This is a genomic window from Mycobacterium uberis (genome assembly GCF_003408705.1).
GTDB classification, from domain to species: domain Bacteria; phylum Actinomycetota; class Actinomycetes; order Mycobacteriales; family Mycobacteriaceae; genus Mycobacterium; species Mycobacterium uberis.
Window position 1 is genome coordinate 1 of record NZ_QAYL01000034.1, and the last position, 22,289, is coordinate 22,289.

A 22,289-nucleotide genomic window follows, 5' to 3' on the forward strand; every position below is an offset into this window, starting at 1 on the left:
CCGAGCAGCGTCGACACTTCGGATCCAGCCTGGGTGAATCGGAAGATGTTGTCGATGAACAGCAGCACGTCCTGACCCGCTTCGTCGCGGAACCACTCCGCCATCGTTAGCGCGGACAGTGCCGTCCGCATACGGGTGCCAGGCGGCTCATCCATCTGACCGAACACCAGTGCGGTGTCCTTGAGCACGTTGGCTTCCTGAAGTTCAACCCATAGGTCGTTGCCCTCGCGAGTGCGCTCCCCCACGCCGGCGAACACCGACGTACCATTGAAGTTACGAGCAATACGGTTGATCATCTCCTGAATTAGCACTGTCTTCCCCACCCCAGCACCACCGAACAGAGCGATCTTGCCGCCACGCACATACGGAGTCAGCAGATCCACAACCTTCAGGCCGGTCTCAAGCATCTCAGTGCGAGGCTCGAGCTCCTCAAAGGAAGGCGGCTTACGATGAATCGACCAATGCTCGAACTCTTCTCCGTACCCAGGCTCATCCAGGCAGTGCCCCAGTGCGTTGAAGACATGCCCTTTGACGCCCTCACCAACCGGCACCGAAATCGGGCTACCGGTGTCGGTGACCTCAACTCCGCGCACTAGCCCGTCGGTGGGCTGCAATGAGATGGTGCGCACTAAGTTGTCACCGAGATGTTGGGCAACCTCAAGCGTGAGGGTCTTGGCGAGCGAGAAAAAGGTGATCTTCGCGTTTAGTGCGTTAAAAAGCTCCGGGACAGAACCTCGCGGGAACTCGACGTCGACAACGGGCCCAGTGACCCGTACCACGCGGCCGTTGGTCTCCGTGCTTCCAGTCTGCTCGGTCGTTTTCGACATCTTAGTATTAGCAAGCATATTCTCTTCGCTTCCTCATGAGCTACCTAACGAGCGCCGGAAAGTGCATTTGCACCGCTGACGATTTCGCTTATCTCTTGGGTAATCTGTGCCTGCCGTTCACGGTTTGCTTCCAACGCCAGGGCCTTGATCAGGTCATCCGCATTGTCGGTTGCCGATTTCATCGCTCGTTGGCGCGATGCCAGCTCCGATGCCGCAGATTCGAGCATCTCAGCGTACACGCGGGTAGTCAGGTACCGCGGCAGTAACGCTTCGAAGAGCGTCGTGGCATCTGGCTCAAACGAGTACAGGGCACGCGGCAACCTGGACTCCTCGACGTATTCCACGACCATTGGAGCCATCCGGCGAGCCTCGACCGACTGTGATAGCATCGACTTGAATTCGGTGAAGACGATATGCATTTCATCGACCCCTACACCGCTCTCGCCACTGCCGAGCATGAATGCATCAACCAGCGCCGAAGCGATTTCGGCGGCGTCGTCGTATTTGGGCTGCTCAGAGAAGCCAGTCCACGACTTGGTGATGTCCCAGTTACGGAAAGTGTAATACTTTAGCGCTTTGCGGCCGACCACGTACAGTACTGGCGTCTTGCCTTCCGCCCGCAGCAGGGAAAACAACTCCTCGGAACGGCGGAAGACGTTGGCGTTGTAAGCGCCACACAAACCACGGTCGGAGGACACCACCAACACGCCGGCACGCTTGGGTACAGCACGCTCGACGAGCAGTGCATGGTCGAGAGCGGCCTCGGAAGCCAGGGTCGTGAGCATCCGGGTAATCTCGACGGCGTAGGGCCGAGCAGACTCCAGGCGGGCCTGTGCCCTGGCGATACGCGACGTCGCGATCAACTCCTGGGCCTTAGTGATCTTCTTGATCGAGCCCGCCGAGCGGATCCGTCCGCGTAGTTCGCGAAGTGTGGCAGCCATGGTTAGCTACTTCTCCTTGACCGTGGGCGTTCTCGACCGTGGGCGCGGGCTTTTAAACTGCACTGTTTCCTTGCCCAGCTTCTCCTCATCGAGGGCTTCGATGTGCTCGTCAGGCACCACCGATGCACCACCGGTCGCCGCGAAGCCCTTCTTAAAGTTCTTGATGACTTCGGTGAGCGAATCGGCGGTTTCGTCGGTGAGCTTTTGACTCTTCCGGATCTCGGTCAGGATTTTCTCTTGCGCAGCCCGGATGTAATCCAGCAGTTCGGTCTCGAACCGCCTGACGTCTTCGACCGGTACTGAGTCTAGGTGGCCGCCGGTGCCCAAAAAAATTGAGATCACTTGCTCCTCGACGGGCATAGGCTGGCCCTGCGGTTGTTTGAGCAGTTCGACTAGCCGCGCACCGCGCTCCAGCTGCGCCTTGGAAGTAGCATCCAGGTCAGAAGCAAAGGCAGCGAAAGCCTCTAGCTCGCGGTACTGCGACAAGTCCAGACGCAGCGAGCCAGCCACTTCCTTCATGGCCTTGATCTGGGCCGCGCCACCAACCCGGGACACCGAAACACCGACGTTAAGAGCCGGCCGGACACCTTGGTTGAACAGGTCGGTCTCCAGGAAGCACTGCCCGTCGGTGATCGAAATTACGTTGGTGGGAATGTAGGCTGAGATGTCGTTGGCCTTGGTTTCTATGATCGGCAGACCCGTCAGCGAACCGCCACCAAGGTCGTCGGAAAGCTTCACGCATCGCTCCAACAACCGCGAATGCAGGTAGAACACGTCGCCGGGATAGGCTTCACGACCTGGCGGACGACGCAGCAGCAAGGAGATAGCGCGGTATGCCTCAGCCTGCTTGGTCAGATCGTCAAAGACAATCAGCACATGCTTACCATCATACATCCAGTGCTGAGCAATCGCCGAACCGGCGTACGGAGCAAGCCATTTGAAGCCGGCGGAATCCGATGCCAGCGCCGCAACGATGGTAGTATAGCTCATCGCACCGCCCTCCTCCAGGGCGCGGCGGACGGAAGCGATCGTGGTGCCCTTTTGGCCGATGGCCACGTATACGCAGCGCACTTGTCGCTTGGGATCGCCGGTCTCCCAGTTCTGACGCTGGTTAAGGATAGTGTCAACACACACCGCGGTTTTACCGGTCTTACGGTCGCCGATGATCAGCTGACGCTGGCCGCGACCGATCGGCGTCATCGCGTCGATGGCCTTGATCCCGGTCTGCAGCGGCTCCTTCACGCTTTGCCGTTGGATCACCGACGGCGCTTGGAGCTCCAGCACGCGCCGAGTTTCGGCCTTAATGTCTCCGCGCCCATCGATCGGCTGACCGAGCGGATTTACTACCCGCCCCATGAACGCGTCCCCGACAAGGACCGACAGAACATCGCCGGTGCGCTTGACCTGTTGGCCTTCTTCGATGTTCTCGAAGTCACCGAGGATCACCGCACCGACGTTGTGTTCGTCGAGATTCAGTGCCACCCCCAGAACCCCGCCAGAGAACTCGAGCAGCTCTTGAGTCATCACCGAGGGCAGACCCTCAACGTGCGCGATGCCATCCCCGGCATCGACAACAGTACCGACTTCCTCACGGGACGTGTGGTAGGTGAAGGAGCTTACGTACTCCTCGATCGCATTCTGAATGTCGGCAGCGGAAATTGTCAACTCGGCCATGGCTTTTCGTCTTCCTACTTGATTTTCGTCTTTCGCCTGGATTAGTGACTAGTTCGTGTTCAGTCGGGTAACGCGGCCTCGGCCGCAGCCAGACGAGACGCAAGTGTCCCGTCGACCACTTCGTCGCCCACAGCGATTGAGAGCCCACCCAGCAATGCGGTGTCGATTCGCAGCTGCATGGTCACGGGATGGCCATAGATGCGACTGAGCACTTCGGTGAGGCGCGTGCGCTGGGCATCACTAAGCTCGGCCGCTGCACTAACTTGGGCAACGACTTCGCCACTACGAGCCGCAGCAACTTCGGCCAAAAAAAGTACTGCTTCCTCGGCAGGCTCACCTCTTAATAACTCGATTGTCTGAGACAACAGGGCGACTGCAATCGGGTTGACCACTCTGCTCGCGCTCTGCAGCACATCGTGCAGCAATCGAATCCTACCTTCAGCTGGCATCGCATAGTCGCCCAACAAGATGGCAAGTCGCGGCTGAACATTGAGAATGCGGGAAAACCGGAACAGCTGGTCTTCGACCTCATCGACCTGGCCGTCACGTTCAGCGACTTCTAATAGCGCTTGGCGCGCAATGTGTTCGAGGGCATCAATCAGATCGGCGTTGGCCGACCAGCGCTGACAGACGGCCGCGCGCAGTATCTCCATCGTCGGGTCGCCGACATGGGCGGATACTAATCGCTCGATCAACTGGACCCGGGGCGCCACATTCTCAGCGGGCACGGTGAGATACCGAGTCACCACGATTTCGCGGTCCAGCATTTTGGCGACCGACACCAATTCACCGGCAAGGGTAGATAACGCTTGATTGTCTAGGCTCTTGGCGATGGCACCAAATCGATCCGCCAAGTCGACCAGCGCCCGCCGACTGGCCGAATGCATTTTCGCCAACAACGGATACTCAACTTCTACAGCCTTAGAGGCCATGGCATCGAGATCATCGAGAAAACGATCGACGGTGGCCGACTGTTGCGCTGTGTCGGCTACCTGATTGCGCACCAATTCTTCTGCCTGGCGCACAGATTCGTAGCCAAACTCTAGACGAAGTTGATGAGTTAGCTGTGCCCGTAACAGTTCGATCTGGCGAGCTCCCTGTAACTTGATGCGTTCCGCCTCGACATCGGCCTGGGCTTGCAACTGTTCGACAATGCGCTTGGCGTCTTCAGCAGCTTCTTCAACGACACGCTGTGCCTCGACTTTCGCGTCTTCAGCGGCCTTGGTGTAGGCTTGACTTGCTTCAGCTAGTCGGCCTGCGGCCTCGGCCGCCTCGGTCAGCTGTCGGCGCACCATGTCCTGCCGAGTGCGCATCAAACGGTGCACCGACGGTGCTGCATACCGCCAAGCTAGGTAAACGATAACAGCGAAACCCACCAACTGGCCGATGAATGTTGACATTGGCGCTACCTCGTCACAACAGAGGCAGTGCTGTTAACACCTAGGATTCGACTGGCCAGGATCGCCGACATAACACCCATGTTGGCACGCAAATCCAGTTCCACCGCGTCTCGCTCTCGCTTCAGTTGCTCGTCTGCAGCATGCAACGTCAACATCACCTGCTGTTCCGCACGAGCGCATGCTTCTTCGACGAACTTCCGACCGTCCACTCGGGCATTGTCTCGGAAGGACGATGCCTGGACTCGTGCCTCCTTCATGGCTGCTTCATAGTCGGTCTGGGCGGCAGCGAACTGTTCAGCCGACATCTTGTTGTCGGCATGGGTTTTGGCGACCATGGCGTCGCGTTCCCGCAATACCTTCAGTATCGGCGGCACAACAAAAATGCCGATCACGCCAAGTACCACTAGAAAAATGGCCAACACGAAGAAAAAAGTGCCGTTGGGGATGAGGAAATTGCTGCTCTTGCCTTCCTCTGTTGCCTGACTGGTGGCAAGAACGATCGAGCTTACTTCACGCATTTACAACCCATCACAGCGAGACTATTTGACGGGTGTGGCGAAGACGAACAACGCCATAAACGCCAGATTGATGAAATAGGCCGCCTCAACCAGGCCGACGGTGATGAAGAACGGTGTGAACAAGCGACCTTGCGCCTCAGGCTGGCGGGCGATACCCGAAACCAGTGCGTTACCTGCCATACCGTCACCAATACCGGCACCAATTGCACCGCCGGCCATGATCAGGCCACCACCGATGAGTGCACCCTGAGCAATCATGGGGTCCATACTTTGTCCTCCTTAACATCTCCGCAGCTATTCGGCAGCGATCTACCGGGCTTGAAGTAATGCCTTGTGGGTCAGGCCAATTTGTGGTGGTTTCAGGTGTGATGGTCCTCAACCTCCATGGCTTGGCCAAAATACAAGATGGTCAGAATAGAGAAGATAAATGCCTGGATAACGCCGACGAACAGGTCGAACGACTTCCAGATCGCGTTCGGCGCCCACATGACGTACGGAGGGAACAGCGCGATCAGGGCAACCAGAATGCCGCCAGCGAAGATATTGCCGAAGAGTCGAAGCGACAACGAAACCGGCTTTGCGATTTCTTCAACCAGGTTAATCGGCGCCAGGAACGCAACATGACCTTTGAGCACCGCTACCGGGTGTCTGACAATGCCGCGACGCCAGATGCCCGCCATATGATAACAGACAAAGACAAAAAGCGCCAGCGCCAGCACGTAACTGATGTCGGCCGCCGCCGAGCTGAGCACCTCGGTAGTGTGCCCATCAGCGTTGGTGTACTGCAGCGGCAGCACCGAGAGCCAGTTGGAAATAAGGATGAACACGAAGATCGTGACCGCCAACGGCAGCACGAACGGAGCGATCCGCATGCCAATAGCGCTCTCGATTTGAGCGCGCATCTGTATTGTAATTGCCTCCCAGAACAACTGCACGCCACCAGGCACGCCCGTTGAGGTGACCTTGGCACGCAAAAAGAAGGCCAGAGCGATGACGATCGCCGCCGCGATCACGGTAGATAGTACCGTGTCGGTGTTGACGGTCATCCTGAGCCAGGTGGCGGTGTGGTGCTCGCCGACCTCGATTTGCCCCCCAGCCAGGATCGTCTCAGTCATCGCTGCTGCTCCTCCCTTCTGATACGTTGAGTACTACTATTGCTGTCTACTTCCCCGGAACGCAGCTTCTTCCAGACCGGCAGCATGGTCAATAACACCAGTAGCACCTGGAACAACGCCAATCCGAATACCACACCTAAGCCAGCCGGTCGAAAACCGTATGCAATGATCAACCCGAGGACAGTGATTATCGCCAACCGTGATGCAGAGTTGAGCGCCATTGATCTTTTCAGCGGATGGTCTTGAGCCGCGATCGATTCGACTGAATGCCGCACCAAGAGAGCGTTGAGCACACCCAGTAGCAGCCCGATGCTCAAGAAAACACCGACCATCAGGTAACCAGACAAACCGGCGGCGAGCACCACCAACCCGGCGAGGGCAATGCTGACGATAAAAAGCCGAACCGGGCGGAAAACAACAGCGGAAAACACCAACGGCGCGTCCTGCGCTGGTGTCGTCACTGCACTACCTCAATCCCGGGTTTATAGACCTAGAACCACTCGACCGACCGATCGGTGGCCCGCAGAGCGTATCGCAGTCGTCGTGCTGGAATTACCCAAGGGGTAGCTCCCTGTGTCGGTCATACAGTGGCACGCTCAGACAAGCATCCGATATGGCGGATGGCCAGCAACCCGCGAGATTTATTTCGGGGCTCTAGCTGCACCGTACCACACGGCAGGCGTAACTACTACCCCACGTAGTAGAATTTACTTAAGTGCTTATTGTATATAGTCGTCACGGCGGCGCAGCAGCGGGATCACCGTCGCCAGGCCGGCGATCACAATTGCGCCCAGCATGACCGCTCCGGTGTGACGCGGATTGAAGAAGATCGTACTCGCTGCGCCGAACGCGACGATGCCCACCCAGAGGTAGATCAGCAGCACCACGCGCCGATGTGAATGCCCAATCTGCAGCAGCCGATGGTGCAAGTGCATCTTGTCAGGGCTAAAGGCGCTGCGGCCCGCACGAGTGCGACGCACGATCGCCAACAACAAGTCAAGCATAGGCACAAACATTACCGCCACCACCAGCAGGAACGGTGACAGTAGAGCAAACACATCGCGAGCGCCATAAGCGTTCTGCGAAATCGGTCCTGCAGCGGTTGTCGAGGCTGCCGCGAGCATCAAGCCAACTAGCATCGACCCGGAATCGCCCATGAAAATCTTAGCTCGGTGAAAATTGTGCGGCAGGAAACCCAGACAGGCTCCCGCGAGCACTACCGAAATCACAGCTGGCGGATAAAACAACACGTCGCCACCGTGGTCACGGAGCAAGCCAACCGAGAATATGCAGATTGCCATCGCGGTAATAAGCCCCAGTCCGGCAGCCAGTCCGTCTAGTCCGTCGACGAAGTTCATCGCGTTGACGATCGAGACGGTCAACCCCAAAGTCAGCAGGATCGAGGAGGTCTGGTCCAACACAATGGTGCCAACGCCACCCAGTGGTATATAGAGGACGCTCCAGGCAACGCCCATGGTGACCAGCACGCTGGCCGCGGTGATCTGACCCGCGAATTTCGTCAGCGCATCTAGACCCCAGCGGTCGTCGATCAACCCGATACCCATGATCACCGCACCGGCCACCAGCACCGCGGGCATGCCCGTGGAATAGACGAACCCGCGGGTGAGTGCCGGAAGCTGGGACGCCAGAAAGACAGCAGCTAGCACGCCAAGATACATGGCCAGCCCACCCATCCGTGGGGTTGGAGTCACATGCACATCGCGTTCCCGCGGATAGGCGACGGCTCCCAAGCGGGTGGCTAACACCCGTACCGGCCCGGTAGCGAAGTAAGTAATGATCGCGGCAGTCAGCCCGACTAGGGCAAGTTCGCGCAGTGGAACACCGGCGCTGCGATCAGACAAAGCGAATAAACCACTGGCAAAGCGGGCTAGGTCGCTGGACACCTCGAAAACGTACGCCACCTTCCTGATACCTGATTAACCACGCCGACCAGCTAGGCGATAAGACTCGTAGGTTCCACCTCCAGCACCTCCGCGATCCGCACAGTGCTCACTGGGCCAGGTCGCAGGATCCGCGGGGTTTCTCCGGTCAGGTCCACGATAGTCGAAGCGGCCTGCTGCGTCGACGGACCGGCATCGAGATAAACCCCGACCAGTTCGCCAAGTTGACTACGCGCCCCGTCGGCATCGACCGCGGCGGGCTGACCGGAGACGTTGGCGCTAGAAACCGCCATCGGTCCGACCTCACGCAACAATTCGATGGCAACCAGATGCAACGGCATTCGCAGCATAATTGTGCCGCGTGCATCGCCAAGATCCCAGTTCAACGAGGGCGCTTGCATCACTATCAGGCTCAGCGCGCCCGGCCAGAATGCCCGGATCAGCTCACTGGCCTCGTCGGGCATCGTATAGACCAGACCCTCGATGGTGTGCCAGGAGCCCACCAGGACGCCCACCGGCATGTCACGTCCTCGCCCCTTCGCCGACAACAGCGTGGCCACTGCGGCACTATCGAAGGCGTCGGCACCGACACCATAGACGGTGTCCGTTGGCATTACAACCAGTCGACCACTCTTGAGCGCCGAAACCGCCGAAGCGATCCCGCGCGTACGCTGGCCCGGGTCAGTGCAGTCGAACACCTCATTCATGTGCGCCACTTCTCTCCCCCGCGCGAGAGAGGTGCCCCCACCTGCGGGCCGTCACAAACCTCGGCCGACCGGCCAGATCTTGGTGGGCTAGGATTTCGTCGAAAAGGCCTGTTCGACACACTAATGCACAGGTTGGCACCGATGTACTGTCGTCATGCTCGACGGCAAACAAGCCCCCGGGGCGCAGCCAACGCCCAGCGAGACCGACGATATCAGCCGTCAACGCCATTCCATCCGGCCCGCCAAACACTGCATGACGCGGATCATACTGGTTTACCTCAGGTTCCAGAATGCATTGTGAGACGGAATCATCGGGAACGTAGGGCGGGTTGGCCACCAAGAGGTCGACACGTCCATCAAGTTCGGGAAGCAGGCCCGGGGTGGTGACATCGGCGCGCACGAATTCTACTGCGGTGCCTTCAGCGTTGCGGCGTGCGTAGTCCAGAGCCGCATCGGAGTCATCGATACCAATCACTCGTGCCGCAGGTCGGTGCTGGACCAGCGCGACAGCTAATGCGCCGGACCCAGTGCACGCATCTACAATCACCGGTCGTGCCGGCAACCGCTGTGCTATCGCCCACGCAAACATGACCTCGGTCTCTGGGCGCGGTATAAACACACCTGGGCCGACCTGCAATACTACCGGACCAAACGACACCGTCCCAATGAGATACTGCAGCGGCACCCGTCGCGACCGCGCAACAATGGCATCACGGTAACGCCCGAAGAACTCGTCGTCAGGTGTGTCGAGCAAGGCCAACCGACCACGGTCAGTGCCGGTCAGGTGAGCAGCGAGCTGCTCGGCATCATAACGCGCGGACCTGACACCCGCTTCTCTGAGGAGCATTGTAGCAGAGTCAATCGCACGCCGCAACGGAGTTGTCATGCCTGCTGCAACCTTGACTGCTTGTCAGCAGCACTTAACGCATCAAAAAGCGCATCCAGGTCACCGTCTAGGACCTGATCGAGATTATGTGATTTGTAACCGATTCGGTGGTCCGTGATCCGGTTCTCCGGGAAATTGTAGGTACGAATGCGTTCACTGCGGTCCACCGTGCGAATCTGGCTGGCCCGATCCGCCGACGCATCAGCTAGGGCTTGCTCCTCTGCCATTGCCTGAAGACGGGCGGCCAACACCTGCAACGCACGTGTCTTGTTCTGCAGCTGCGACCGTTCATTCTGACAGGTGACAACAATCCCGGTGGGCAGATGAGTGATCCGCACTGCGGAATCAGTGGTATTAACGCCTTGACCGCCTTTGCCTGAAGACCGGTATACGTCGACGCGCAGATCCGATTCGTCGATCTGCACCTCACCCACTTCTTCGGGTTCCGGATAGACCAGCACGCCCGTCGCCGAAGTATGTACGCGACCTTGGGATTCCGTTACCGGTACCCGTTGCACCCGGTGCACCCCGCCTTCGAACTTCATTCGCGACCACACCCCGTCGACAGCTTCACCCTTACTAGCGATCGCTAACGTCGCGTCCTTATAGCCGCCCAGATCCGAGGTGGTTTCGTCCAGCACCGTCACCGTCCAGCCATGCCGCTCGGCGTAGCGGACATACATCCTGGCCAAGTCGGCAGCAAACAAGGCTGATTCTTCGCCACCCTCGCCAGATTTCACTTCAAGCACGATGTCGTCGGGATCATGTGGGTCACGTGGCGCCAGCATGTCGGTGAGTTGAGTATCCAATTCGGCTACCCGTAATTCCAGTTCAGCGACCTCGTTAGCGAACGACTCATCAGTGGCGGCGAGTTCACGTGCGGTCTGCAGATCGTCATGCGCCGATATCAGCTTGCGGTGCGTCGCCACGATCGGAGCCAATCGGGCGAACCGACGTCCGGCTTTGCGCGCCTCGGTGGGATTGTTGTGCAATTCCGGGTTTGCCATCGCAAGCTCTAGCTCGGCGTGTTCGGCAAGCAACACGTCGATCGTCTGCACCGGCTGCGTCATATCAACTCCTGCCGCAAACTGCTACCGCCGAACACGAACCAATATCCGGCCTGCACGGGCTCACACACAGTTCGGGCGTCGGTGAGCCAGCTATTTGTCACCCTGCCCCGGGTACGCAGCCGCCTGATCAGCTCCAACCTTGCGCTTGCCGTAGCGTTTTTCGAAGCGGGCGACCCGGCCACCGCTGTCCAGAATCTTCTGCTTACCCGTGTAGAACGGGTGGCACTGCGAGCAAACTTCGACCACGATGCGACCTCCCGGCTTGGTGCTGCGTGTTTGGAAAGTGTTGCCGCACCCGCAGACCACAGTAGTCTCCTCGTAGGCAGGATGAATATCAGCTTTCATGGTCTCCTCATTTTGTCGTTTACCGCCCGGGTCCCCGTGTCGATCCAACGACCAGGCAAGAACGCCAAGAACCTGAGGTGGTTCTCGGATGGCCGACCGCCGATTACTATGCTAAGTCAACCGCCATCCCCCCAAACACCCAGATGCGCCCGCGCATTCCCGACCAGTTGACCGAGGCGGTATCACGATATTGCTCGCCGCACTTTACCTCCGGCGTGGGCCGCTAGTCATCGTCCATGGAGCCTGGCGTCGTCTTGGATACCTGCACCAGGAATTCGTAATTCGTCTTGGTCTTGCGTAGCTGCGACATCAGCAAGTCGATAGCCTGGTGGGAATCCAGACCTGACAACACACGGCGCAACTTGTGCACGATGCCGAACTCGTCAGGCGACAACAAAAGCTCGTCTTTGCGGGTACCGGAAGGGTTGACGTCGACCGCGGGGAAAACCCGTCGCTCAGCAATCTTGCGGTCCAACTTGAGTTCGGCGTTGCCGGTACCTTTGAACTCCTCGAATATAACCGTATCTCCAGTTGACCCGGTCTCGACCATCGCGGTGGCAATGATGGTCAGGGACCCGCCTTCCTCGATATTGCGGGCGGCACCAAGGAATCGCTTGGGTGGATACAGCGCGGTGGAGTCGACACCACCCGAGAGGATACGACCCGAGGCCGGCGACGCGTTGTTGTAGGCGCGCCCCAAGCGCGTGATAGAGTCAAGTAGCACCACGACGTCTTTGCCCTGCTCTACGAGCCGCTTGGCACGTTCGATAGCGAGTTCGGCAACCGAAGTGTGGTCGGACGGCGGCCTATCGAACGTAGAAGCGATGACCTCGCCTTTGACCGAGCGCTGCATATCGGTGACTTCCTCGGGCCGCTCGTCAACGAGCACGACCATGAGGTGACATTCCGGGTTGTTCTTAGTGATCGCGTTGGCGATATCCTGCAGGATCGTCGTCTTGCCGGCCTTGGGTGGCGACACGATCAACGCGCGTTGGCCCTTGCCGATTGGCATGATCAGATCAATAATCCTAGTGGTCAGCCGATCAGGCGCGGTTTCCAGACGAAGTCGCTGGTTGGGGTACAAAGGTGTCAGTTTGCCGAACTCGGGCCGCTTCTTAGCATCCTCGACCGATCCACCGTTGATGCTGTCCAGACGCACCAACGGGTTGAACTTCTGACGCTGGTTGAGCTGCTCACCTTCTCGGGGTACCCGAACCGCGCCGGTCACTGCGTCACCCCGGCGCAAACCATTCTTGCGCACCATATTCATCGACACATAAACGTCGTGCGGACCAGCCAGGTAACCCGAAGTACGCACAAACGCGTAATTGTCGAGAACGTCAAGAATGCCAGCCACCTGCTGGACTACATCATCCTCACGCAGTTCGGCCTCGGCACCGTCGCCCGACCGTTCACCGCGCCGCCTACGATCACGATCGCGGAACCGGCGTCCGCGCCTGCCCTGACGACCCTCGCCGTCGTCGTTACCGCGCGGCTGCGAACCTGAACTCTGCTGTTCAACGCCCTGATCGCTACCCGCATCTGGCCCGCGCTCGTCGGTCCTGATGTCCGATTGGTCCGCTTGGAGGGTGTCTGTCTCGTCGACAGCGGTGCCCTGGCGGCCCGATTCCGTAGCTTCTGCCGTGCCTGTGCGGGCTGCGGCACCCACTTCACGGGAAGCGCCGCGGCTTTCCCGACGAGGCACTGCGACGATTGGATCGTTTTGCCCTTCTTGAGCAGCCGGCACTTCGACGCTGACTGCTTTTTCGGATCTCCCCTGGTCCCTCGATGTACTGTCATTGACCGACGTACCATTGGCCTGCCCCCTGCTTTCCTCAATGGCAGCGATCAGTTCGTTCTTACGCATGCCCGACGTGCCCTTAACACCGGCTTGATTAGCCAGCGCCCGCAATTCGGGCAACACCATCGTGGACAGCGATCCCAGGGACACTGTAGCCGCAGTGGTTCTGACGTCTGAAGTGTCTTTAGTCACGGTGTTCGACAGCTCCGTGCCGTCAGTGTTTTCGCCAGCCGTGATGAGGTCCGTTTCAGTCACGGATTTCCTTTCTTCCCTCGCTGATCCCGTCATACGAGGGGTCGTTGCATTCAGCCAAAGTGCTGAGTACGCCCAACCATCGACTCTATTAACGGTAATCGCCAAGATCGGCGGCCCAAAACGGCAAACCTCGTGCACGAGAAGAATTGGCATTGTCCTAGCGTCAAGGCAGTATGGATGCACATGCAGCTGCTGCACTTGCTAGATGTTCTTAAGGATAGCCCGCTTTCTTGCCGGAAGCAAGCAAACCCGCCGGCAACGGTGTAGATTAACCAGGAACTGTGACTCCTGACCGCCAGCGAACTCCCTCGCCGGCGGTCATCTTAATAATGATAAATCCGTTTGCAGCGCCGTACTCCATCGCTTCCTGGGGCAACTCCGACTGTATGCTTAAGGCGATTATGGATGGACCCGCTCCAGAAAGTGTTGCTGCCACTTTATGACGCCGCAGCAGTCGCAGGTATTCCGCCGAAGCCGGCATCACCGAGGCACGTTGCGGCTGATGAAGCACATCTTCTGTCGCGGCCATCAGCAGATCTGGCCGCTCGGTGAGCGCTACCACCAACAACGCGGCACGGCTCACGTTGAATCTCGCGTCGTCGTGACTGACCTGGGCGGGTAACAACACCCGAGTCTCCACGGTTGACGAGCGCTCCTCAGGAATCGCGGCAAACAGCTGGATATCAGGATGAAGCCGCAGCGGTACCGCGCAGTAGTCAAGCTGGTCACAACTGCGGTCAATCCACGAAACCACTGCACCGCCCAATACTGCAGCCGCCACATTGTCGGGATGGCCTTCGAACTCCGACGCAAGTCGAATTAGCTGAACTTCGCTTAGCGGTGTCAAATCCTTCAAGTCAGCTTGTGCAACAAGGCTATTCACTGTCGCTAAGCCACCAACCACAGCTGCTGCAGAGGAACCAAGACCGCGGGAGTGCGGGATGACGTTGCGGCAGTGCACTGCCAGGCCAGCCGCGTTGACCCCGACAGCCTGCAGGCCACGTCGGACAGCACGCACCACCAGATGTTCAGGGCCTGTCGACACCTGATCAGCGTCCTCACCGTCCACTATCACAACTAAGCCGGAATCTATTGTCTCGACAACGATCTCGTCACAAAGACTCAACGCCAGGCCGATGCTATCGAAACCCGGACCGAGGTTCGCACTGGACGCCGCAACTACGGCACTCGCCACCAGCCCAACAGGTAGCATCCGGGTCACCAACAACCTTGCATAGAGTCTAATGTGTGGCGAGCCGCCGCACCTGACTGCATCACCCTTACGATCGTCACTAAACCAATCCCAACTGCTCGACAACGGCGGCAGCATCAACAGGCACCGGGGACACGCTCGGCATATCCTTCAACGCCGTAGCAGGATCCTTGAGACCGTTGCCGGTTACCGTACACACCACCGTTGACCCACGAACCACCCAACCGTCAGCAATGGCTTTGAAGAGGCCGGCGATGCTAGCTGCTGATGCAGGTTCGACGAAGACGCCTTCCACACGCGCCACCAGATGGTATGCAGCCAAGATTTCCTCATCCATCGCGGCCAAAAATCGCCCCTTGGATTGCTGTTGGGCTTCGATTGCCGACGTCCACGACGCCGGCGAGCCGACACGGATCGCAGTAGCAATGGTCTCGGGGTGGCTCACCGGCTCGCCGAGTACCAGGGGAGCCGCGCCCGCGGCCTGGGTGCCCAACATTCTGGGCAGCCTGTCGATCAGGCCATCGGCATGATATTCAGTGTATCCTTTCCAATACGCAGTGATGTTCCCGGCGTTGCCGACCGGAAGAGCATGTACGTGTGGTGCGGTGCCCAACGTGTCAATGATCTCGAACGCCGCTGTTTTTTGGCCTTCGATGCGCACCGGGTTGACCGAGTTGACCAACGAGATCATCGGGAAGTCAGCAGTCATTTTGCGAGCCAGTTCCAGGCAATCGTCGAAGTTGCCGTCGATCTGGATGATTTTGGCACCATGCATAACCGCCTGTGCGAGCTTGCCCATCGCAATCTTGCCCTGCGGAATGAGTACCGCACAGGTGATGCCTGCACGGGCAGCGTACGCCGCCGCCGACGCTGAGGTATTTCCCGTCGACGCGCATAACACGGCCCGCTGTCCGCGGGCCAGTGCATCGGTCACTGCCATCGTCATCCCCCGGTCCTTGAAGGAGCCGGTGGGGTTGAGGCCCTCCACCTTAAGGTAGATCGTGCAGCCGGTCTGTTCGGACAGTCTGGGTGCAGCGATGAGTGGCGTGCCGCCCTCGAGCAGGGTGACCGGAGTCCAATCGTCGCCCACTGGTAATCGGTCCCGATACGCCGCGATCACGCCCAACCAGGGCTGTTGGGTGGTCGTCTGCTGACCGCTCACAGGCTGGTTCCTTCCAGTCGCAACACACTTGTGACACCCTGCACGACTTCTAGGCCGGCCAGCGCATCGACAGTTTCGGAAAGCGCGGCGTCGGCGGCGCTATGGGTGACCACGACAATACGGGCTCCCACCCGTCGTCCGCCATCATCCACCACGCCTTCTTGTCGGACCTCGGCGATACTCACCTCGCGCTTGGCAAATTCTGCTGCCACCGAAAATAGTACGCCAGGCTTGTCCGCGACGTTCATGCTCACGTAATACCGAGTCAAAATGAAACCCATTGGCGCCACAGACAGTTGAGCATACTTGGATTCTTTTGGCCCGCGGCTGCCGAGCACTCGGTTGCGCGCTGCCATTACCAAGTCGCCGGTCACCGCCGACGCAGTGGGCGCACCGCCAGCACCCTGGCCGTAGAACATTAGCCGCCCAGCTGCCTCGGCCTCCACCACTACGGCGTTGAACACTCCGCTGACCGTGGCAAGCGGATGCGACATGGGCACCAGCGCCGGGTACACGCGGGCCGAAACTCGTTGCTGGCCATCGTCGGCAGTGATGCGCTCGCAGATGGACAGTAACTTGATGGTGCAGCCCAATGCCCGCGCTGACACAAAGTCGGCCGGGGTAATCTTGGTAATGCCCTCACGATGGACGTCAGCAGCAGTCACCCGTGTATGGAAAGCGATCGATGCCAGGATCGCAGCCTTAGCCGCGGCATCATAACCTTCAACGTCCGCGGTGGGGTCGGCCTCAGTGTAGCCCAGCGCGCTCGCATCGGCCAGCGCGCTGCCGTAGTCGACTCCGGTGCTATCCATTGCGGACAGAATGTAGTTAGTGGTGCCATTCACGATGCCGGCCACCCGCAGTACGGTGTCACCGGCCAACGACTGAGTTAATGGACGGATTACCGGTATGGCACCTGCCACTGCTGCTTCAAAATACAAGTCGACATGCGCGCTTTCGGCTGCCTGCGCCAATTCTCCTGTAGAGGTGGCCAGCAACGCCTTGTTTGCCGTGACAACGGACTTGCCATGCTCGAGTGCAGAGAGAATCGCCTTGCGAGACGGCTCGACTGGCCCCATCACTTCAACGACGATATCGACGTCCTCACGTGAGACAAGTGCTTCGATGTTGTCGGTCAACAGACCGACCGGAACATTACGGTCGGCGGCGACACGACGCACCCCGATGCCGCGTAGCACCAGTGGAGCGCCGATGCGAGCCGCAAGGTCATCAACACTACCCTCGATAATGCGGACAACTTCGCTGCCGACATTTCCCAACCCGAGTACCGCTACGCCGACCGGTTTTTCGTTACCGGACACAGGTCACCTCACTTCCAAACTCAACAGGTCGTCGACCGTCTCTCGGCGCAGGATCAGACGAGCCTGCCCGGCGCGCACCGCGACCACCGCGGGACGACCGATCATGTTGTAACGGCTTGACAGCGAATAACAGTAGGCCCCCGTTGCGGCTACTCCAAGTAGGTCACCAGGCTGAAGGTCGCCGGGTACCCAGGTGTCATGCACCACGATATCGCCACTTTCACAGTGCTTTCCGACGATGCGAGCCCCTACCGCTGGTGCATCGCTGAACCTGGAGACAAGTCGGACGTCATATTGCGCGTCATAGAGTGCGGTGCGGATGTTGTCACTCATGCCCCCGTCGATACTGACATAGCGCCGGTGCACCGTGGCGCTCACGTCGACATCCTTAACAGTACCGACTTCATACAGCGTGATGGTGCCCGGTCCAGCGATCGCGCGCCCAGGCTCAACCACCAGCTTGGGAGTCGGTAACCCAACGGCGGCGGACTCGTTGCTTACAATGGCACCTAATTTGGTCGCCAGCTCGACTATCGGTGGTGGGTCATCGTCCGGTAAGTACGAAATCCCCAAGCCACCACCGAGATCGACGGTCGATAGCTGGGCCGTCTTTTCCGGACCAAACTCACCGACAATATCGCGCAGCAGGCCGATGACCCTGTGCGCAGAAAGCTCAAAGCTGGCGACATCGAAGATCTGCGAACCGATGTGGCTATGCAGCCCAATCAGTCGTAGATGATCGGTCGCGAATACCCGACGGACCGCTCCCATAGCCGCACCGCTAGCCACCGACAGCCCAAACTTTTGGTCTTCGTGTGCAGTGGCTATGAATTCATGCGTGTATGCCTCTACACCTACGGTCACGCGTACCAGAACATCTTGGATGATGCCCGCTTCGCTCGCGATGGCATCAAGGCGCTCAATTTCTGTCGTCGAATCTAAAACAATATGGCCCACTCCAGCTTTGACCGCATCAGTCAACTCCGCGGCAGATTTGTTGTTGCCGTGCAAGGTAATCCGATCCGGAGGAAAGGCAGCATGTAGTGCGATGGCCAGCTCACCTCCGCTGCACACGTCGAGAGAAAGACCTTCTTCGTCGATCCACCGCGCTATCTCTGTGCACAGGAAAGCTTTAGCGGCATAGTGCACATTTTCCCCGCCGCCGAATGCCGCCGCGATATCCCGACAACGGGCGCGAAAGTCGTCCTCGTCAATGACGAACAGCGGAGTCCCGTACTCCTGCGCAAGGTCGGTCAGTTTGCTGCCCGCAATGCGGGCCACTCCGGTTTCATCTCGAGTCGTGTTGTATGGCCACACATTTGATGCTAACCGCAACAGCTCATCTGGAGCTTGTGGCTGCGGTGGGGTCGCCACGTGATGGATTTCTTCGACGCTCCGGAGACCAGCGGGATGGACGTTCACATCCGCTCCGGGGCACTGACTCCGAGGATCGCCAACCCGTTGGCAATAACCTGACGAGTAGCCCGACATAAAGCCAAACGCGCGGTGTGCAGATCAGTGGGTTGCTCGTCGCCCTGGGGCAACACCCGGCAGGAGTCGTAAAACCGATGGTAGTCGCCGGCCAGATCTTCTAGATAACGGCATATTCGGTGTGGTTCGCGCAGTGCAGCTGCGGTTTTGAGCATCCGGGGGAATTCACCAACGGTGCGCAATAACGCACCCTCCTTATCATGGCTGAGCAGCCCAAGGCGGTTTGTGTCGGCAATCAGGCCGAGTTCGGCGGCGTTGCGGTCCAGCGCCGATAGCCGAGCATACGCGTATTGCGCGTAATAGACAGGATTTTCATTCGACGCCGAGGACCACAGTGCCAAGTCAATGTCGATCGCAGTGTCCACCGACGAGCGGATCAGGCTATAGCGCGCGGCATCGACACCAATCGCTTCGACCAGATCATCGAGCGTAATAACGGTGCCGGCACGCTTGCTCATCCGGACCGGTTGTCCGTCACGAACCAGGCTCACCATCTGTCCGATGAGTACCTCGACGGTGGCCGGATCGTCGCCGAACGCAGCAGCCGCAGCCTTGAGCCGAGCTATATATCCGTGGTGATCGGCGCCAAGCATATAGATGCACAGATCGAAACCACGTTGTCGCTTGTCCAAGTAATACGCGAGATCACCGGCGATATACGCTGGCTTGCCGTCACTCTTTATCACAACGCGGTCTTTATCATCGCCAAAAGCACTGGTGCGCAACCAAGTTGCACCATCCTTTTCATAGATATTGCCGGTCTTGCGAAGCCTGGCGATGGCCTCATCGACCCGGCCACTGGTGTGCATCGAGTTTTCATGGGTGTAGATGTCGAAATCGGTGCCGAACTCGTGTAACGACTTTTTGATGTGGGTGAGCATCAAATCGACGCCGATTTCGCGAAAGGTCGCGTGCATCTCGGATCTAGGTAGGCTCAGCACGTCGGGTGCCTGCTGTACCACCTGCTCGGCGATATCGGTGATGTAGGTGCCTACGTAGCCGTCGGCCGGGGTTGGCTCGTCGTTGGCCGCGGCGATCAAAGAGTTGGTGAACCGGTCGATCTGAACGCCGTGGTCGTTGAAATAGTATTCGCGCACCACATCGGCGCCCTGCGTCGACAGCAACCGACCAAGCGCATCCCCGACAGCAGCCCACCGGGTACCACCTATGTGGACAGGCCCGGTTGGGTTGGCCGAGACGAATTCCAGGTTGATCTGGTGGCCAGCCAGGTCGTCGGAATAACCGAAGCTGTTACCAGCGTCAAGGACAGTGTTGACAATCATGGCCTGTGCCGACGTCTCAAGGCGCACGTTGATGAAGCCCGGTCCGGCCACCTCTACGTCCGCGATGCCATCAGCCCGTGCTAGTGCCTCGGCAAGCCATCCGGCTAGCTCACGCGGGTTTGCTCCAACCTTTTTGCCCAGCTGCATAGCCAGGTTACTGGCATAATCGCCCTGCTCGGGATTGCGCGGCCGCTCCACGGTAACCGTCTGTGGCAACACGGCGGCATCGAGCCCGCGCTCGGCCAGCACCGCAGTAGCGGTGATTTTGAGTAGCTCAGCCAGGTCAGCGGAGGTCACAAAAGTCCATCCTATGGGGTGGGATCATAAGGCCCGAATCCGTTGCACAACCGTCTGAGGTGGGAACACCTCCCCCTTGCGGAGGAAAGCTAGACCATACAGTCCAGCTTTCCTGATGCGCTACTCTGTCAGAGCCCACTGGCGCAGAAGTTTAGCAACATGTTTATTTGTGCGCCCCCGTAGCTCAGGGGATAGAGCGTCTGCCTCCGGAGCAGAAGGCCGCAGGTTCGAATCCTGCCGGGGGCACTATGTGATAAGCGCAGATGTAAATTCGCACAGTATTCCTGCAACAAGATAGGCCGGCGAGCGCTGAACGAACTGGAGCCCCCTTATGCCGACCACCGCCTGACGTCCCGGTACCTGCCGGCGCCGAGTATATCAATACTCCTCACGGCTGCATAATCATAGTCCACGCACGCGATGTCACCGGCTCCAGCGTGATCGCCTGGACCTCAGCGGTCCAAGATCTAAACGACACCCTTGACCTCGATGACGCCGTCGATACTCCGGCAGTTCATCTCACGACCGATCTGCCCAGCTCAGGTCAAGCCAAGAACTTTAGCCCCGGGCCGCGGTAATTCGCCGACGAGCTAGATTGGGTGGGGGCAGTCACGATGAGCACGAGCGACCCCAGTTACATTAACAGCGCGGAGCGTTGCTGGCTGCTGAATGAGTTGCAGCGCCGGCTCCACCGTATAACCACCCCTAAGGATCTGCCCACGACGGCGAACGCTGGTTGCTGTGATTGATCTTTACGCGTCTACAGAGCCAACGCCGGTTGGGAAGTCCACCCTGGCGATGGTCCGATGACCAACGCAAGATCCGTATACAACAGGCTTTTACATGGCCACCTTGTATAAGGCTACAGTCCACACGTGCAAGTAAAGGTTTAGTGCCCGCAAGCACAGCATCAGCGACGACACCACACTTTGCGCTACGTCGAACTTAAATACCACGGCGGAGTTTCATCAGCCCCGACCAGAACGGACACCTTCTAAAGATAGTCATCTTAACAGGTGAACCGCCCAGATCGTCCACGACGACCTGCTACGCCCAAAGTTCTGCGACTACCTTGAGGTGATGACACGACCATGAAGCATAAGACCGACATCCACGGATGACCCAACAAGATCGAATCATCCGACCAACGCCCGCGACGCCAGTTACATGCGCCGTGCATCGCAGCGAAAAAGCGGTTAAGACCGCAGAGTCCGAGCTGCGAGCCGCAGTCGATGCAGCTCACGCCATCGAGGACACCTAAACAGCAATCACTGTCGCCCTCAGCATCATCCGCCAGGCCGATTTCCAATGATTCGGCCGCACCACCGTAAACGCCCTCTAACCGGCTGAGTGGAAGATTACCCGACGCGCAGACCTGGGGTCAGAGGTAGGGCGGTTCACGCTCCTGTGCCCCACCCTCTAGCCTGGAGCTTAGGTTATGAACAGAAGTCTAAAGGGCCTACGGCACCACGACATCGGAGCCAGTGCAGAACCACAGCAGAGTGCCGCGCTGCCCGGTGGCGCGCTGGTTGGTGCCGAACAAATGGCTGACCATTTTGAGGGTGTCCCCGATACGAGTCGACAATGACGAACTGCTGCAAGTCAACCATAAGCCAACACGTAAATTGCGTTAAAAGTGGCTAGGTTTGTGTTCCACGACACCACCGGTTTACAGCGTGGCGGCAGCGCGTTCTGCACCGCGTACAAGTCTCCGGCACTGAATGCTGCATCTACCACGAGCGCCACCAGCTTGGTAATCAGACCGATGCATTGTCCAGAAGACCGAACTGGCGGCGTAGGCAGTCGCGCCCAGTTGCTCGGCCACATCCTGTAGCAATTTTACCAAATCTGACATGAAACTCATTGCTTTACTCTCAATTTCGAAGGAGACAAGGAACAACTTTATGACCTTCGCAAACAATGTCCGATCTTCTGCCCACCCTGGTCTGGTGTTGTGTGGTTTTGTTTTATGTGGGGTGTGGTGGTGTGGGTCGATGGGTTGTGTGAGTTGATCTACTGTGTGGATGTTCTGGTAGCCGTGAGTCCGTCGGTAAAGCGGGTGGTGTTGTGAGTTGTTTGTA

21 protein-coding genes and 1 tRNA gene are annotated in these 22,289 nt (G+C 58.7%); 2 read left to right on the forward strand and 20 right to left on the reverse strand.

Translation table 11 applies throughout. The features are described 5' to 3' along the window. From MUBE_RS14050 to argS, 19 genes are all read right to left on the reverse strand, one after another. Window positions 1-827 (reverse strand): F0F1 ATP synthase subunit beta (locus MUBE_RS14050; RefSeq protein ID WP_481318838.1); only part of this gene is annotated, 827 nt, incomplete at its 3' end. A 44-nt stretch (window positions 828-871) separates the two neighbouring features. Further along, on the reverse strand, window positions 872-1,768 hold the full coding sequence (locus MUBE_RS14055; protein WP_116541008.1) for a F0F1 ATP synthase subunit gamma: 897 nt from the start codon (window positions 1,766-1,768) through the stop codon (window positions 872-874). Window positions 1,769-1,774: 6 nt separating this feature from the next. Then, a complete protein-coding gene (gene atpA, locus MUBE_RS14060) occupies window positions 1,775-3,442 on the reverse strand; it encodes a F0F1 ATP synthase subunit alpha (RefSeq protein WP_116541009.1) in 1,668 nt (555 codons plus the stop codon). 59 nt (window positions 3,443-3,501) lie between these two features. Beyond that, a complete protein-coding gene (locus MUBE_RS14065) occupies window positions 3,502-4,842 on the reverse strand; it encodes a F0F1 ATP synthase subunit B/delta (RefSeq protein ID WP_116541010.1) in 1,341 nt (446 codons plus the stop codon). A 5-nt stretch (window positions 4,843-4,847) separates the two neighbouring features. Further along, on the reverse strand, window positions 4,848-5,360 hold the full coding sequence (locus tag MUBE_RS14070) for a F0F1 ATP synthase subunit B (protein WP_116541011.1): 513 nt from the start codon (window positions 5,358-5,360) through the stop codon (window positions 4,848-4,850). A gap of 21 nt (window positions 5,361-5,381) precedes the next feature. Further along, entirely contained in the window at window positions 5,382-5,627 is a 246-nt protein-coding gene (locus MUBE_RS14075; protein WP_045842934.1) for a F0F1 ATP synthase subunit C, read from the reverse strand. 92 nt (window positions 5,628-5,719) lie between these two features. Then, the gene (gene atpB, locus MUBE_RS14080) at window positions 5,720-6,475 is read right to left on the reverse strand and encodes a F0F1 ATP synthase subunit A (RefSeq protein WP_116541012.1); all 756 of its coding nucleotides are present in this window, start codon (window positions 6,473-6,475) and stop codon (window positions 5,720-5,722) included. Further along, window positions 6,472-6,936, reverse strand: a complete 465-nt coding sequence (locus MUBE_RS14085; RefSeq protein WP_116541013.1) for an ATP synthase subunit I — start codon at window positions 6,934-6,936, stop codon at window positions 6,472-6,474. Before MUBE_RS14085 ends, atpB begins: the two co-directional genes overlap by 4 nt. 258 nt (window positions 6,937-7,194) lie before the next feature. Next, window positions 7,195-8,397: a glycosyltransferase family 4 protein gene (locus MUBE_RS14090; RefSeq protein ID WP_116541014.1), complete on the reverse strand. Its 1,203-nt coding sequence runs from the start codon at window positions 8,395-8,397 to the stop codon at window positions 7,195-7,197. A 32-nt stretch (window positions 8,398-8,429) separates the two neighbouring features. After that, a complete protein-coding gene (locus MUBE_RS14095; protein ID WP_116541015.1) occupies window positions 8,430-9,083 on the reverse strand; it encodes an L-threonylcarbamoyladenylate synthase in 654 nt (217 codons plus the stop codon). Further along, the gene (prmC, locus tag MUBE_RS14100; protein ID WP_116541016.1) at window positions 9,076-9,969 is read right to left on the reverse strand and encodes a peptide chain release factor N(5)-glutamine methyltransferase; all 894 of its coding nucleotides are present in this window, start codon (window positions 9,967-9,969) and stop codon (window positions 9,076-9,078) included. The genes MUBE_RS14095 and prmC overlap by 8 nt, the downstream gene beginning before the upstream one ends. Beyond that, entirely contained in the window at window positions 9,966-11,039 is a 1,074-nt protein-coding gene (gene prfA, locus MUBE_RS14105) for a peptide chain release factor 1 (RefSeq protein WP_116541017.1), read from the reverse strand. The genes prmC and prfA overlap by 4 nt, the downstream gene beginning before the upstream one ends. A gap of 90 nt (window positions 11,040-11,129) precedes the next feature. Then, window positions 11,130-11,384: a 50S ribosomal protein L31 gene (gene rpmE / locus MUBE_RS14110; RefSeq protein WP_116541018.1), complete on the reverse strand. Its 255-nt coding sequence runs from the start codon at window positions 11,382-11,384 to the stop codon at window positions 11,130-11,132. A 223-nt stretch (window positions 11,385-11,607) separates the two neighbouring features. Beyond that, window positions 11,608-13,440, reverse strand: a complete 1,833-nt coding sequence (rho, locus tag MUBE_RS14115) for a transcription termination factor Rho (protein WP_116541024.1) — start codon at window positions 13,438-13,440, stop codon at window positions 11,608-11,610. 268 nt (window positions 13,441-13,708) lie between these two features. After that, window positions 13,709-14,653, reverse strand: coding sequence for a homoserine kinase (thrB, locus tag MUBE_RS14125; RefSeq protein ID WP_424399106.1), 945 nt, complete (start codon window positions 14,651-14,653; stop codon window positions 13,709-13,711). A gap of 79 nt (window positions 14,654-14,732) precedes the next feature. Further along, window positions 14,733-15,815 carry a threonine synthase gene (thrC, locus tag MUBE_RS14130; RefSeq protein ID WP_116541019.1) on the reverse strand — a complete coding sequence of 361 codons (1,083 nt, stop codon included), beginning with the start codon at window positions 15,813-15,815 and terminating at the stop codon, window positions 14,733-14,735. Continuing rightward, window positions 15,812-17,137, reverse strand: a complete 1,326-nt coding sequence (locus tag MUBE_RS14135) for a homoserine dehydrogenase (RefSeq protein WP_116541020.1) — start codon at window positions 17,135-17,137, stop codon at window positions 15,812-15,814. Before MUBE_RS14135 ends, thrC begins: the two co-directional genes overlap by 4 nt. Window positions 17,138-17,140: 3 nt before the next feature. Next, window positions 17,141-18,559, reverse strand: a complete 1,419-nt coding sequence (gene lysA / locus MUBE_RS14140; RefSeq protein WP_116541021.1) for a diaminopimelate decarboxylase — start codon at window positions 18,557-18,559, stop codon at window positions 17,141-17,143. After that, window positions 18,556-20,208, reverse strand: coding sequence for an arginine--tRNA ligase (argS, locus tag MUBE_RS14145; protein ID WP_116541022.1), 1,653 nt, complete (start codon window positions 20,206-20,208; stop codon window positions 18,556-18,558). Before argS ends, lysA begins: the two co-directional genes overlap by 4 nt. A 173-nt stretch (window positions 20,209-20,381) precedes the next feature. Here argS and MUBE_RS14150 point away from each other — a divergent pair. Together MUBE_RS14150 and MUBE_RS16140 are read left to right on the forward strand one after the other, a co-directional pair. Then, window positions 20,382-20,454 (forward strand) — tRNA-Arg (locus MUBE_RS14150). A gap of 1,192 nt (window positions 20,455-21,646) precedes the next feature. Further along, window positions 21,647-21,796: a hypothetical protein gene (locus MUBE_RS16140; RefSeq protein ID WP_165849887.1), complete on the forward strand. Its 150-nt coding sequence runs from the start codon at window positions 21,647-21,649 to the stop codon at window positions 21,794-21,796. A 14-nt stretch (window positions 21,797-21,810) separates the two neighbouring features. On the opposite strand, the gene MUBE_RS14155 is transcribed toward MUBE_RS16140, so the two are convergent. Then, window positions 21,811-22,035 (reverse strand): hypothetical protein, encoded by a 225-nt coding sequence (locus MUBE_RS14155; protein ID WP_116541023.1) that lies wholly within the window; start codon window positions 22,033-22,035, stop codon window positions 21,811-21,813. Window positions 22,036-22,289: the final 254 nt, after the last annotated feature.

Excerpts from the sequence above, each read along its gene's own strand:
- MUBE_RS14055 (WP_116541008.1), bottom strand. The coding sequence starts at position 1,768 with ATGGCTGCCACACTTCGCGAACTACGCGGACGGATCCGCTCGGCGGGC.
- atpA (WP_116541009.1), bottom strand. The coding sequence starts at position 3,442 with ATGGCCGAGTTGACAATTTCCGCTGCCGACATTCAGAATGCGATCGAG.
- MUBE_RS14065 (WP_116541010.1), bottom strand. The coding sequence starts at position 4,842 with ATGTCAACATTCATCGGCCAGTTGGTGGGTTTCGCTGTTATCGTTTAC.
- MUBE_RS14070 (WP_116541011.1), bottom strand. The coding sequence starts at position 5,360 with ATGCGTGAAGTAAGCTCGATCGTTCTTGCCACCAGTCAGGCAACAGAG.
- MUBE_RS14075 (WP_045842934.1), bottom strand. The coding sequence starts at position 5,627 with ATGGACCCCATGATTGCTCAGGGTGCACTCATCGGTGGTGGCCTGATC.
- atpB (WP_116541012.1), bottom strand. The coding sequence starts at position 6,475 with ATGACTGAGACGATCCTGGCTGGGGGGCAAATCGAGGTCGGCGAGCAC.
- MUBE_RS14095 (WP_116541015.1), bottom strand. The coding sequence starts at position 9,083 with ATGAATGAGGTGTTCGACTGCACTGACCCGGGCCAGCGTACGCGCGGG.
- prmC (WP_116541016.1), bottom strand. The coding sequence starts at position 9,969 with ATGACAACTCCGTTGCGGCGTGCGATTGACTCTGCTACAATGCTCCTC.
- prfA (WP_116541017.1), bottom strand. The coding sequence starts at position 11,039 with ATGACGCAGCCGGTGCAGACGATCGACGTGTTGCTTGCCGAACACGCC.
- rpmE (WP_116541018.1), bottom strand. The coding sequence starts at position 11,384 with ATGAAAGCTGATATTCATCCTGCCTACGAGGAGACTACTGTGGTCTGC.
- thrB (WP_424399106.1), bottom strand. The coding sequence starts at position 14,653 with ATGCTACCTGTTGGGCTGGTGGCGAGTGCCGTAGTTGCGGCGTCCAGT.
- MUBE_RS16140 (WP_165849887.1), top strand. The coding sequence starts at position 21,647 with ATGAACAGAAGTCTAAAGGGCCTACGGCACCACGACATCGGAGCCAGT.
- MUBE_RS14155 (WP_116541023.1), bottom strand. The coding sequence starts at position 22,035 with ATGTGGCCGAGCAACTGGGCGCGACTGCCTACGCCGCCAGTTCGGTCT.